A 13,661-nucleotide genomic window follows, 5' to 3' on the forward strand; every position below is an offset into this window, starting at 1 on the left:
GCTCTGCCGGAATCCGGATCGTCCACGATGAGCTGAGACGGTCAACCGGAAGGGACACCCGATGCTTGCCGCGGAATACGAGATGCTGCGCCACACCTGGTTCCCGGTCGCCCGCGTGGCGGACGTCGACGAGACCGGGCCGCTGAGCGCGAACATCCTCGGCGAGGACCTCGTCGTCTACCGGGAGGCCGGCGTGTCCACGGTGGCCGGCGCCTATTGTCCGCACCGCGGGATGGACCTGACGGTCGGGCAGATGGTGAAGGGCGAGCTCGAATGCCCGTATCACGGGTGGCGGTTCGCCCCCGGCTCCGGCGCGTGCACCGCGGTGCCGTCGCTGCCGGACCGCCCGGCGCCGCCTCGCTCGAATTTGCGGGTCTATCCGTCACGCGAGGCATACGGCTACGTCTGGGCCGCCCTGGAGACCCCCGACCGGGACCTGCCCGCGATGCCCGAGGCATCCGACCCGGACTGGCAGTTCGCGCACGGCGGGCCCACCGACCTGGGCTGCGGCCTGCGTCAGGTCACCGAGAACTTCCGCGACATGTCGCACTTCGCCTTCGTACACCGGGGCTCGATGGGCCCGAACGTGCAGCAGGTCGTCGACCCCTACAAGGTGCACCGGGACGGCGTCGAGCTGCGCTGGACGCTCGACGTCGACCTGGGCGGCACCGCCATGGACGGCAACGAGGGCGTGGCCGGCAAGCAGCGGTTCGACTTCTATCTCGCCGCGCCGATGTTCGCGACGGTCAAGGCCGAGTTCCCCGAAGGCGGGCACAGTCTCGTCGTCCAGTTCGCCACCCCGATCACCGTCGACGGTGAGAAGGTGCGGCACTTCTGGTCGATCGGCATCGACTCGGCGGTGTTCGAGAAGCACGGCGCGAACATGGCCGAGATGCGCCAGTGGGAGCAGGAGATCTTCGACGAGGATTTCCCGATCATGGAGCGGCTGCGGCCCCGCGAGGCCCCGCTCGACCTGCACAGCCAGGCGCACACTCGCTCGGACAAGTTCAGCCTGGAATATCGCCGGATTTATCAGGAGCTTATCGACGGCCGCATCGCTACAGCCGTTTCAGCAACTTAGCGATCTCATCGTCGTCGGCCCGCGCCAGCGGGAAGGCGGACGTCTCCGGCTCAGCCGGCGTCGGCGGGGTGTCGGCCGCGGCCGCCTCGGCGATCCCCGCCAGCGCGGCCACGGTGGGATGGGCGAAGAGGTCGTACGGGGTGAGCGCGAGACCTGCCTCCTGGGCCCGGGCCACGACCTGGATCGCCAGGATCGAGTCGCCGCCGATCTCGAAGAAGTTGTCGTGCGGCCCGACCTGGTCGAGGCCGATGACCGCGGCGATCACCGAGGCCAGCGTCTGCTCGATCTCGGTGGCGGCGCCGGCGCTCGGTTCGCCGGTCGGTCGCTGTGCCGGCGCGGGCAGCCGGTCTCGATCGATCTTGCCGTTCGCCGAGAGCGGCAGCGCGTCGAGCTCCACGAAGCTTGACGGCACCATGTACGGCGGTAGTTGAGCTTCCAGGAACAGGCGCAGCTCGCGGACGTCGGCGTTCTGACCCGGATGCGGCACCACATAGGCGACCAGCCGCCGGTCGCCGGCGACCGGCTCGTGCATCGCCACGACCGACTCGGTGACCGCCGGGTGCCGGCTCAGCGCGGACTCGATCTCGGTCGGCTCGACCCGGAAACCGCGGATATGGATCTGGGTGTCCACCCGGGCGATGAACTCCAGGTTGCCGTCGGCGCGCTCGCGCACCAGGTCGCCGGTGCGATAGAGACGCTGGCCCGGGTGTGCTGGGTCGGGATCGGCGACGAAGCGCTGCGCGGTCAGCCCGGGCCGGTCGAGATAGCCCCGAGCCAGGCTCACGCCGGCGACGTAGAGCTCGCCGGTGCCGCCGCGCGGGGCCGGTCGCAGTCGGCTGTCCAGCACGCGCAGGTCGGCCGACGGGATCGGCGTGCCGATCGGCAGGTTCGGCCAGTCCTGCTCCGGGTCGGCCGGGTCGAGACGGAAGAACGTGGAGCTGCACGTGGCCTCCGTGAGGCCGTAGACGTGCAGGAGCGGCACCGCGTGCCGCCGCCACCGGGTCAGCCGTTCCGGCAGGACTCGTTCCCCACCGATGATCACGAGACGCAGGCAGCTCGGCAGCTTGCGGTCGAGGCGGTCCAGCTCGCGCACCCATTCGTGCCAGTACGCGGTGGGCAGCTCGATCACGGTGATCCGCTCACGCTCGATGAGCTCGACCAGATCGAGCCGGGACACCGGCTCGGACGAGGTCACCACCGCGCCGCCCGCCAGCCAGATCGGGAACAGCTCCTCGACCAGCACGTCGAAGGCCGGCGACGCGAACTGCAGGAACCGGTCCCCCGCGCCGAGGCCCAGCCGGTCCGCGACGTCGCGGCCGAAGGTGACCAGCGACCGGTGCGTGATGACGGCACCCTTGGGCTGACCGGTCGAGCCGGAGGTGTAGACGACGTAGGCCGCCGAGTCGGGGTGCGGCGCCGGCGGCTCCGGGCCGTCGCCCTCCGCGGCCGGCCCATCCAGCAGCACGACCTGGCCGGGCAGCGGCACACCGGCGGCGGTGAGCAGCTCGGCGGTGCGGCGCTCGGCGACCAGCACCCCGATCCCCGCGTCGCTCAGCTGGAAGGCCAGGCGGTCGGTGGGGTAGGAGGCATCCAGCGGTACGTAGGCACCGCCGGCCTCCAACACACCGCAGACCGCCACCGCGAGCCGGGGCGATCGGTCGAGCAGGATGCCTACCCGGCTCTCCTGGGTCACGCCCAGCTGCCGGAGGCGACGGGCCAGCCGGCCGGCCTCCCGGCTGAGGTCGGCATAGCTGGTCGGCACGCCGTCGCAGACCACCGCGGGGGCGTGTGGGGCGGACGCCGTGCGGCGCCGCAGCAGCTCCACGAAGCCCGGACCGACGTCACCGGCCACCGGTGCCGCCGCCGCGCCGGACGCGGCCGGAGCGAGGCTCACCTGCCCGACCGTGCTCCCCGGCTCGGCCAGCAACCGCTGGAGCACCCGCTCGAACTGATCGGCGAGCAGGGCCACCGTGCCGGCGTCGAACAGCTCGGTCATGAAGAGCCACTGCAGCTGCAGCCGGTCGCCGTTCGGCACGGCGACCAGGGTCAGCGCGACCGGCGCGATGCCCAGGTGGATAGGTTCGATCGAGATGCGCAGGCCGGGCAGCTCCAGGGTCATGTCGGGGCCGGTGAGCGCGTTGACCCACATGCCGCTCAGCGACGTCTGCGACGCCTCCCGGTCGAGGCCGACCGCCTCGATGAGCCGCTCCAGCGGCACGTCCTGATGGTCGAGGGCGGTAGCCATCACCTCGCGCGCCTGTTGGACGAGCCCGAGCAGGGTGTCGTCGTCGCGCACCCGCAGGCGCAGCGGTAGTGGGTTGGCGAAGCAGCCGATCAGCTGCTCGGTCTCCACCCGGTTGCGACCCGAGGCCATCGAGACCAGCACCAGGTCGTCGCGCTCCAGATAGCGGTGCAGCAGCACGGACGCGGCGGCGAGCAACACCATGGACAGCGAGGCACCCTGCTGGTCGCCGAGCCGGCGCAGATCGGCACTGAGCTGCGGCGAAAGGTTCGTGAATTGGACGTCGCCGACATAGGTGGGCCGGGTCGGATAGGGCCGGTCGGTCGGCACCCCGAGCCCTCCCGGGATGCCGGCCAGCGTCTCCTGCCAGTGCCGCAGCTCGGCGGCGGTGCGCTCGGGTGTGAGCCGCTCGCGCTGCCAGGCCGCGAAGTCGCCGAACTGCACCGGCGGAGCGGGCGGCCGCGGGCCGCCATGCCGGTGCACCGCATAGAGGGTGGCAATCTCCTGCACCAGGATGGCCATCGACCAGGCGTCCGAGACGACGTGGTCGATGGCGAACAGGGCCAGGTGCGTCTCGTCGGACAGCCGCAGCAGGGTGACGCGCAACCGCAGCGGGTCGTCCGCGCCGAAGGCCCGGGTCAGCTCGGCGGCGTAGCGGCGGCGCGCCTCGGCATGCTGTTCCTCGGGGCTCAACTGCCCGAGGTCGACGACCGGGACGGTTACCCGGGCGACCTCGCCGACCAGCTGGACCGGCGCGCCGTCCGCGCCGACCCGCACGGTGGTCCGCAGCACCTCGTGCCGCTCGACGACCTCGGTGAGCACGGTGCCGAGCAGGTCGAGGTCGAGCGTGCCCTCCACCCGGAAGGCGGCGGTGATGTTGTTGGCACCGCGCACCCGCTCGGATGCCCACTCGCGCTGCTGCGCCAGGCCTAGCGGCGTGGGCGTGGACCTGTCGCGCGGCGTGATCCGCCCGTCCCGGGGCCCGCGCTCGGCCATCAGCCGCGCCAGCCGGCTCTCAAGCAGCGCTCGCCGTTCCGGCGAGAGGGCCGCGATCTGGCTGCGCAGATCCGTCATGGGTCACCACCATCGGAACGTCGGGCACCGGCTACCGGCCAAGCTATGCGCAGCCGGCGGTCCGACCCTGTCGCGGGAAACCGGGACGGTGACCGCGGGCCGGGGCACACCATCCTCGGAGCATGCGCCGGAACAGATGGCTGCCCCGAACGCCGGCAGCGAACGCCACCGGCCGGGTTTTCCTCGTCCCCTTCTCCGGCTGCGGCGCCAGCCTCTATCGGCAGTGGCCACGCCGAGTCGACGGCGTGGAGTTCCTGCCGGTGGAGCTGCCCGGCCACGAGACACGGTTCGCCGAGCCCACCTTCGAGACCTATCAGGAGCTGGCCAGCACCATGGCCGACGGGCTCGAGGCGCACCTCGACGTGCCTTTCGCGTTCTTCGGGCACTGCGGATCAGCGCTCGCGTCGTACGAGGTCTGCCGAGAACTCACCCGGCGCGGCACGCCGCCGGCCCGGCTCTTCGTCTCCTCCGAGGTGGCGCCGCAGCACGGGCCGGTCGGTCGCTATCTGGAGATGGACGACGCCGCGCTCGGCGCCGAGCTGGCCGAGCTGATCGGCGAGCTGGGCGGCACCGTGACCGACGAACTGCTCGCGCTGCACCTCGGGGTGCTGCGCGCCGACGTGGAGGCGAACAAGCGCTACGTGATGCCCCAGGTGACCCGGCTGAGCTGCCCGATCACCGCGATCGGCTGGACCGCGGACAGCGAGGTCGCGCACACCACGATGGGTGGCTGGACGGAGTGTGGTGACACGACCTTCGTGCTGCTCAAGGGCGGGCACCACCGGTTCACCGAGGCACCGGCAGAATTGATCGACCTGCTCCGTGACGGCCTGGAGCAGCGATGACCGCCGCGCTGAGCGGAATGCGCGCCTTCACTGTGGTCTGGGCGGGCCAGTTCCTCTCGCTGCTCGGTTCCGGGCTGACCGCCTTCGCCCTGGGCGTGCACGTCTATCGGGTCACCGGATCTGCCACCACGCTCAGCGTGGTTTTCGCGCTGAGTCTGCTGCCGGCCATCGTGGTCGCGCCGTTCACCGGCGCGCTGGTGGACAGGTGGGGCACGAAGCGGTCGCTGTTGGTGAGCAACACCGCCAACATGGTCATCGCGCTGGTGCTGGCCACGCTGCTCTTCTCCGGGGCGTTCGCGATCTGGCACGTCTATCCGATCGTGGCCGCCTCGTCGGTGGTGGCGGCCCTGGAGATGCCGGCCTTCGCCACGCTCGGCCCGCGGCTCGTCGCCAAGGAGCGACTCGGCCAGGTCAACGGAATGCGGATGTCGGCGATCGCGACGAACGAGGTGCTGGCCCCGGTCGCGGCCGGTTTCCTGCTGCTCGCCGTCGGCCTGCGCGGCATCGTGGTGCTCGACCTGATCACGTTCGGGCTGGCCCTGCTCAGCGTCGCGATCGTGCCGATTCCGCGGGACACCGACGCCGACGGGGAGGCGGCGGAGCGCCCGAGGGGCCTGTTGGCGTCCTTCCGCGAGGGCTGGCGCTATGTCGCGGCCCGGCCCGGCCTGACCGCGCTGCTGCTCTTCCTCGGCGCGGTCAATCTCAGCGCCGGCTTCATCGACCTGCTCATCACCCCGTTGGTGCTCTCCTTCGCCTCGGCGGACGAACTGGGCGTGGCGCTGTCGATCGGCGGGGTCGGCATGGTGCTAAGCGGCATCGCGGTGACCGTCACCGGCGGGCCGCGCCGGCGGGTCCGCGGCATCCTGATCGGCTCGCTGGCCATGGCGGCGGCGACGATCGCCGGGGCGACGCGGCCCAGCGTCGCGCTGGTCGCGGCCGCCGCCTTCGTCTTCATGGGCGCCCTCGGCGTGGTGCTCGCCACCAACCAGGCGCTGTGGCAGAGCAAGGTGGAGCCCCGGCTGCTCGGGCGGGTCGCGGCGCTGGTGAACATGGTGTCGCAGATCCCGCAGCTGATCGCCTATCTGCTGGCCGGGGTGCTGGTCGACCGTGTCTTCGACCCCGCGGTCGGCGCTGACGACGTGCGGTCGCCAGGGCTGGCCGCGGTGATCGGCGACGGGCCCGGTCGCGGCACCGCGCTGCTCATGATGATCGTCGGCGCGCTCATTGTCGTATCCGTCGCGGTCGCGGCGGCCGCGCCGCGGCTGCGGGGTCTGGAGCGGGAGCTCCCCGACGCCGTCGGGGAGCGGGACGACTCCGCCCGGCCAGTGGTGGCGGGCCCGGCGTGACGGCCGTGGTCACGGAAACCGGCGACATTCGGTCCACGGCGCGGCCCCGTGAACTACAGAGACTTACCACCTCCAGGGAGTTCTCGTGACGAGCACGCAGCAGCACGCAGACCTGAGCGCCAAGGACGGCGAGGCACCGGCCGAGTGCGTCGGCCCGTTCGCCCTGCCGGCCGGGGTGAACGCCGCGCTGCGGTCGCTGTGCGCCGAAGCCGGGGCGGAAGAGCTGCACGCGTGGTGGGTCTGCGCCACGGTGCTGGTGCGGCGGCTGCCCGGGGCCGCGGGTCGCCGGGCCCAGGTGATCTGCGGTGTCCGTGCGGCCCTCACCCCGTCGGACGACGCGGGACCCGACCCAGCCACCGGCTTGCGCGCGGCCCTGCACCGGGTGGCTCAGGCACCACCGGAGCCGGCCGGCGCGGGCGGCGTCCCGGTCGACGTCACGATCCTGCTCTCCGCGGACGGCACCGAGTTCTATGTGGAGACCATGACGCCGGTCGCCGACAGCCCGGTCGCCGAGGGCTGGGCACGCCTGGTGCGGACGCTGCTGACCGCAGCGGTGCGCCGGCCCGATGAACCGATGGCCGCCCTGCCGCTGGTCGACGACGACGAGCGAGAGCGCATCCTGCACGGGCTCAACCCGCACCGTGTGCCGCGGACGGAGTTCCGGACCGTGGCGCAGCCGTTCGAGGAGCAGGCGCAGCGTACGCCGGACGCGGTGGCACTGGTCACCGAGGACGGCGCCACGGTCAGCTATCGGGAGCTGAACGAGCGCGCGAACCGGCTGGCGCACCACCTGATCGGCCGGGGCGCCGGGCCGGGCGACCGGGTCGGGATCCGGATGGACCGTGGGGTCGCACAGGTCGTCGCGATCTACGCGGTGGTCAAGACCGGCGCCGGCTACATCCCGCTCGACACCGATCTGCCGGACGCCCGGCTCGCCTTCATGCTGGCCGACGCGGCGCCGCTGCTGGTGCTGACCGACCGGGCTGGTCAGGAGCGGGTGCCGGACGGTGCGTGGCAGGTCGTCGACGTGGAGACCGACGCGGCGGCGTGGGAGCGGGAGCCGGCCGGCAACCCGGTCGCGGGTACGGCCGGCGGGCTGCTGCACGTGCTCTACACCTCCGGCACGACCGGGCAGCCGAAGGGCGTCGCGGTGGTGACGGCAGCAGCCCAGGCGAACACCGACTGGATGCAACGGCAGTATCCGTACGCCGAGGGTGATTGTGCGATCTTCAAGACGTCGCCGGGCTTCGACGTGTCCATCTGGGAGCTCTTCTGGCCGCTGCACCACGGCGCGCGGCTGCTGATCTGTGAGCCGGGCCGGCACCGCGACCCCGCCCACCTGGCGCGGCTGATCGAACGGCACGGCGTGACGATGATCTTCGCGGTGCCGACCGTGCTGACGCCGCTGCTGCGGCGGCTCTCCCCCACCGCGGCCGGCGCGTTGCGCTGGGTGGTCAGCGGCGGCGAGTCGATGCCGCCCTGGCTGCGCGACGCGTTCCACGCCGCTCTGCCGGCGACCACGCTGGTTAACGCGTTCGGGCCGACCGAGGCGGGATCGGTCACCGACAACGTGATCCCGCACGGGTCGACCGGCCCGACCGTGCCGGTGGGCCGACCCGCCCCCAACTTCCGCGTCGTGCTGCTCGACGAGAATCTGGGCCTGACGCCGGTGGGCACGCCCGGCGAGGCCTACATCGGCGGCGAAATCGGTCTGGCGTACGGCTACTGGCGCTCGCCGGGTCGCACCGCGGAACGGTTCGTGGCCGACCCCTACGGCCCGCCGGGCAGCCGCCTCTATCGCACCGGCGACCTGTGCCGCTATCGCGAGAACGGCCTGCTGGAGCACCTGGGCCGGATCGACCGCCAGGTCAAGGTGCGCGGCCGGCGCATCGAGCCGGGCGAGGTCGAGTCGGTCCTCGCGGGTCATCCGTCGGTGGCCGACTGTGCGGTGCTCGCGTACGGCGATCCGGCCCGGCTGCTCGCCTTCGTGGTGCTCGCCGGCCCGGCGACGACGATCGCGGCGGTGGACGAGCACGCGCTCGCGCACCTGCCCGACTACCTGCGTCCCGACCGGATCGTCGCGGTGCCGGAGATCCCGGCCACGGTCAACGGCAAGACCGACGAGGAGGCGCTGCTGCGCACCTGGACCGAGGAGTCCGCGGGACGGGACGCCGAGGCGCCGGTCGACGACCTGGAAGCCGCCCTGGTGGAGATCTACCGCCGGGTCCTCAACGTCGGGACGGTCGGGGTGCAGGACACGTTCGTGCAGCTCGGCGGGCACTCACTGCTGGCTTTTGAACTGCTCGATGAGTGCGAGGCGAGACTGCGGGCCAAGCCCGAGGTGACCGTGCTGCTCACCAGCCCGCTGCGGGAGGTCGCAGCCTCGCTACGGGCCGGGGCCAGCGCAGAGCGACCGACAGACGAGGGGTACCGATGAGATTCGGTGTAATGATCGTGCCCGAGGACCGCTGGCAGACGGCACGGCAGAAGTGGCGGCGTGTCGAGGAGATGGGCTTCGACCACGCCTGGACCTACGACCACATGAACTGGCGGACGTTCCAGAACAAGGAATGGTTCACCGCCGTGCCGACGATGACCGCCGCGGCGCTGGAGACCTCGCGCATCACGATCGGTGTGCTGGTGTCCTCGCCGAACCTGCGGCACCCGGCGTATCTCGCCAAGGAGATCGCCACGGTGGACGACATCGCCGGTGGCCGGCTGGTGCTCGGGCTCGGTGCCGGCGGCGAGGGCGTCGACGCCAGCATGACCCGACGCACGCCGTGGAAACGGCCGGAACGCACCGCGCGGTTCGCCGAATACGTCGAGCTCACCGATCAGCTGCTGTCCGGTCCGGTGACCTCGTTCGACGGGCGTTACTACTTCGCGGAGGACGTGCACGTCCGGCCGCACGACACGCAGCAGCCCCGGGTGCCGTTCGCGATCGCCGCGGCCGGCCCGCGCGGCATGCGGCTCGCCGCCCGGTTCGGCCAGTACTGGGTGACCACCGGTGCGCCCAACCTCTTCGAGCGGGCGCCCTACGCCGACACCGTGCCGCTCATCCGGCGCCAGGTCGAGGAGCTGGAGAAGGCGTGCGCGGCGACCGGTCGCAACCCGGACGGCATCGCCCGGATGCTGGTCGCCGGACCGTCGGTGGGCGACGTGCTGGCCAGCAAGGACGCGTTCTTCGACGCGGCCGGCCGGTTCGCCGAGGCGGGCATCACCGACCTGGTGGTGCAGTGGCCGCGGGCGGACGAGCCGTACAAGGGGGATGTCAAGGTGCTCGATCAGGTCGCCGAGGAGCTGTGATGCGCACGCATTTCGTGGGTGAGGTCGCCCTGGACCTGGCACGACTCGAGGCAGACCTCGCGACGTGCCGATCGTTGGAGTGGTCGGAGGCGTACAGCGACTATGTCTTCGGCGGATCGTGGAAAAGCTGCATGCTGTGGGCGCCCGGCGGGGATGCCGGCGACGGGGTGGTCACCGACTACGCCTACGACCGGTCGGCGGGCTTCACCCCGCACGCCGAGCGGTTGCCCTATCTGGCCGAGTTGATCCGCGAGACCGCGGACCTCGACCGGCTGAACTTCGCGCGGCTGGCGCTGGTCACCAACAGTGTGATCATCCCGCACCGCGACCTGCTCGAGCTCAGCGACCTGCCGGACGAGGCGCGCAACGAGCACCGGATGCACATTCCGCTGGCCACCAACGACAACTGCTTCTTCAACGAGGACAACGTCGTCTATCGAATGCGGCGGGGCGAGGTGTGGTTCCTCGACGCCTCGCGGATCCACTCGGTGGCGGTGCTGACCGCCCAGCCGCGCATCCACCTGATGCTCGACTTCGTTGACACGCCCGGAGCGGGATCGTTCACCCGGGTGGCCGGCGGCGGCGTCGAGGCCGGCATCCCGGTCGACCGGATCGTCACCCGGCCGCCGCTCGGCGACGACGAGCGCGCGGACCTCTTCGGCGTGGCGCCGTTGCTCTCGATGGACACGTTCGACGAGGTCTTCAGCATCGTGATCAAGAAGCACTTCCGCCGGGACGGCGGGTCGGACTTCGTCTGGGACACGATGCTGGAGCTAGCCGCCAAGAGCCCCGACCCGGCGGTGCTGCCGCACACCGAGGAGCTGCGCAAGCACTACACCCTGGACAGGAGCGCATAGGCGGTGAGCGTCTGGCTGCAACGCCCGCCGGCCGCCGCGCCGGCCGGCCGGGTCTTCTGCATCCCGCAAGCGGGCAGCGGCACGACCGTGTTCGACAACTGGCCCGCCGAGCGGGCCGGGGTCGAGTTCCTGCCCGTGGAGCTGCCCGGCCGGCTGTCCCGGTTCACCGAGGCACCACCGGACACCCTCGAAGACCTGGCAGCCGCCATGATCGACGGCCTGGAGCCCTATCTCGGCGTGCCGTTCGCCTTCTTCGGGCACTGCTGGTCGGCGATCCTCGCCTATGAGGTCACCCGACGCCTGGAGCGTGCCGGGCACGAGCCCGCCCGGCTCTTCGTCTCCTCCGAGGTGCCGCCGCAGGCCGGGCCGGCCGGCCGGATGCTCGACATGGACGCCGACGAGCTGGCCGCCGAGGTGGCGGCCACGATCCGCGACATCGGCCGCAAGCCGCATCCGGAGCTGGTTGACCTCTATGTCCGCATCCTGCGGTCGGACATCGAGCTGCGCCGCGGATATCACGCCCCCGAACCGAACCGCCTGGCCTGCCCGATCACGGTCTTCGGCTGGCGGGACGACCCGGAATATCCGCCCGAGTCGCTGGCCGGCTGGGCGGAATGCGGGAACGCGACCTTCATCCAGTTGCCGGGCCGGCACAACGAGTTCAACGCGGCGCCGGACGACCTGATCGACACCATTCTCGCCGGGGTGCTGGAACGCCTGCGAGGCCGGAAACCCCGGCCGGAGGGGAGCCATCGATGAGCCGCATTATCGTACGCGCCGCGGTCGCCCTGTTCGCGGTCCTACTGACGGCCGGGGCGGGCGGCGCCGCGGTCGCCGCTCCGGTGCTGGACACCGGCGACTGCCTGCCGCCGGCACCGACCTACCACAGCCGGCCGGACCTGCGGCCGATCGGCGCCTGCGCCTATCTCGACACCGGCAGCGCCGCGCCGGGCTATCTCTTCGCCTCGTCGAAGGGGCCGGGCCGCGGCGGCCCAACGATCTACGCCAACGACGGCTCGGTGATCTGGAACAAACCGGAGACGGTAGCGGACACCCACAACTTCCAGGTCGTCACGGTGCAGGGCAAGAAGCGGCTGGTCTATTTCCGGGGCACCTGGCTGGTGTACGGCTTGGACACGCGCGGCGAATACGTGATGCTGGACGAGAACTACCGTGAAGTCGGCACGATCAAAACCAACGCCACGAATTCACCAGGCCTGCACGAACTGCGGATCACCCCGGAGGGCACGGCGCTGGTCGGCGCCTACACCCCGGTGATCCGGGTGGTGAGCGGCCGGCCGGTCGTGGTCTACGACTACGTCGTGCAGGAGGTCGACTTCCAGCGCGGCAACAAGATCCTCTTCGAGTGGCGCGCGCTCGACCACATCCCGCTGTCCCAGTCCCACCTGCCGGTGCCTGGCCCGCTGGGCATCTTTGACTACTTCCACGGCAACTCGATCGAGGTCATGCCGGACGGCGACCTGCTGATCTCGGGACGGCACACGTGGAGTGTCTACAAGGTCTCGCGCAAGGACGGCCGGGTGCTCTGGACGCTGGGCAAGCCGGCCGACGGCAGCAGCAGCTTCGGCACCGAGTTGCTCAACTCCGACGCCGGCTGGTTCTGCTATCAGCACGACGCCCGGGTGGAGGCGGACGGCACGATCTCGCTGTTTGACAACGGCAACGGCGGCCCCGGGTGCGGGCACGCCTCCCGCGGGCTCAAGGTGCGCCTCGACGAGGCCGCCAAGACCGCCACGGTAGTCGACACCGTGCGGCACCAGCCGGAGATCTCCGCGACGTTCGGCGGCGACATCTCGACCCAGCCGAACGGCAACCGCCTGGTGTCGTGGGGCGAGACCCAGCGGGTCACCGAGTTCGACGCGGCCGGCCGGCCGGTGCTGGAGATGAACTTCGGGCAGATCAACTATCGGGTGTACCGCTCCGAGTGGCAGGGCTTCCCACTCACCCCGCCGACCGCCGTGCGGGACGGCTCGCAACTCGTGGTCAGCTGGAACGGCGCGACCGAGGTGGCCTCCTGGCAGCTGCTCGGCGGGTCGGACGAGGGCGATCTGCGACCGGTCGGTGCCCCGATCCCCCGGGCCGGCTTCGAGACCTCGATCGCAGTGCCGGCCGGCACTGCGGCGGTCGGCGTGCAGGCGTTGGACGCGGCCGGCAAGCCGCTCGACCACGGCCACGCCGTGGCGGGGCCGGCGCCTGAGGGCCCGTCGACCCTGGGCGTAGTCGGCAAGACCGTGCTGCTGATGCTGGCCATCTTCGGCGGCTTCGGCATGACGCTGTGGATGGCGCTGATCGCCGGCCTGGTGCTCGGGCTGGTGTGGGCGGTCATCCGGCTCGCCACCCGCAAGGGTCTCCGCAAGGCGCTGTACGGCCTGGCCGGGATGGTGCTGCTGATCATGCTGGTGAACGTCACCGGCGGCCTGGCGCAGAGCTTCTATCCCCCGCTGATCTATCTGAACATCATCTATCCGCTGGCCTTCCTGGTCGCCAACCTGGTCGGCTGGCCCCTGGTCGGCATCGTGACCGGCCTGCTCTCCGGCTCGGGCGGGGCGTGGCGGCGCGACCCCCGGCGGATGCGCGCCTATCGCGTCGCCGGCTGGCTGTGGCTCGGCTTCTTCGCGGTGAAGACCGCTGTGCAGATGCCGCTCTACCTCACCAGCAACTGGGTGGGCCTGGGCATCGCCAAGACCCTGCTCGGCTGGCCGCTGTGGATCGTCACGACGATCGTGACCGTGGTCGTCGTCCGGCGCATGATCCGTCCTGCGGCGGTGGCCGCGGAACCGGAGCCCGAGCCGACGCCGGCCGAGGCCGAGCCGACGCCGACGCCGGTCGAGGCCGAGCCGGCAACCCAGGGCGCCTAGAAGCGACCGGCCGTGCCCCTTCTTGGGGCAC

General features: G+C 71.5%; 9 protein-coding genes. 8 read left to right on the forward strand and 1 reads right to left on the reverse strand.

Annotated features, from left to right (window positions below; translation table 11 throughout):
* Positions 1–61 precede the first annotated feature (61 nt).
* Positions 62–1,081 (forward strand): aromatic ring-hydroxylating oxygenase subunit alpha, encoded by a 1,020-nt coding sequence (locus tag IF46_RS0104995; RefSeq protein WP_030487083.1) that lies wholly within the window; start codon positions 62–64, stop codon positions 1,079–1,081.
* Here the strand turns inward: IF46_RS0104995 and IF46_RS0105000 are convergent.
* A complete protein-coding gene (locus tag IF46_RS0105000; RefSeq protein ID WP_051723653.1) occupies positions 1,059–4,397 on the reverse strand; it encodes a non-ribosomal peptide synthetase in 3,339 nt (1,112 codons plus the stop codon). The two genes, IF46_RS0104995 and IF46_RS0105000, sit on opposite strands and share 23 nt — an antisense overlap.
* Before the next feature lie 122 nt (positions 4,398–4,519).
* On the opposite strand from IF46_RS0105000, the gene IF46_RS0105005 reads away from it, so the two are divergent.
* From IF46_RS0105005 to IF46_RS0105035, 7 genes are all read left to right on the forward strand, one after another.
* The gene (locus IF46_RS0105005; protein ID WP_030487085.1) at positions 4,520–5,242 is read left to right on the forward strand and encodes a thioesterase II family protein; all 723 of its coding nucleotides are present in this window, start codon (positions 4,520–4,522) and stop codon (positions 5,240–5,242) included.
* Positions 5,239–6,588 carry an MFS transporter gene (locus IF46_RS0105010; RefSeq protein ID WP_198041354.1) on the forward strand — a complete coding sequence of 450 codons (1,350 nt, stop codon included), beginning with the start codon at positions 5,239–5,241 and terminating at the stop codon, positions 6,586–6,588. The genes IF46_RS0105005 and IF46_RS0105010 overlap by 4 nt, the downstream gene beginning before the upstream one ends.
* 85 nt (positions 6,589–6,673) lie before the next feature.
* Positions 6,674–9,025: a non-ribosomal peptide synthetase gene (locus IF46_RS32215; RefSeq protein WP_198041355.1), complete on the forward strand. Its 2,352-nt coding sequence runs from the start codon at positions 6,674–6,676 to the stop codon at positions 9,023–9,025.
* Positions 9,022–9,894 carry an LLM class flavin-dependent oxidoreductase gene (locus tag IF46_RS0105020; protein WP_030487088.1) on the forward strand — a complete coding sequence of 291 codons (873 nt, stop codon included), beginning with the start codon at positions 9,022–9,024 and terminating at the stop codon, positions 9,892–9,894. The genes IF46_RS32215 and IF46_RS0105020 overlap by 4 nt, the downstream gene beginning before the upstream one ends.
* The gene (locus tag IF46_RS0105025) at positions 9,894–10,751 is read left to right on the forward strand and encodes an aspartyl/asparaginyl beta-hydroxylase domain-containing protein (protein WP_030487089.1); all 858 of its coding nucleotides are present in this window, start codon (positions 9,894–9,896) and stop codon (positions 10,749–10,751) included. Before IF46_RS0105020 ends, IF46_RS0105025 begins: the two co-directional genes overlap by 1 nt.
* Positions 10,752–10,754: 3 nt before the next feature.
* The gene (locus IF46_RS0105030) at positions 10,755–11,510 is read left to right on the forward strand and encodes a thioesterase II family protein (RefSeq protein WP_084597777.1); all 756 of its coding nucleotides are present in this window, start codon (positions 10,755–10,757) and stop codon (positions 11,508–11,510) included.
* Positions 11,507–13,630 (forward strand): arylsulfotransferase family protein, encoded by a 2,124-nt coding sequence (locus tag IF46_RS0105035; RefSeq protein WP_030487091.1) that lies wholly within the window; start codon positions 11,507–11,509, stop codon positions 13,628–13,630. Before IF46_RS0105030 ends, IF46_RS0105035 begins: the two co-directional genes overlap by 4 nt.
* Positions 13,631–13,661 lie beyond the last annotated feature (31 nt).

The organism is Micromonospora chokoriensis, from assembly GCF_000718555.1.
Classification (GTDB): Bacteria; Actinomycetota; Actinomycetes; order Mycobacteriales; family Micromonosporaceae; genus Micromonospora; species Micromonospora chokoriensis_B.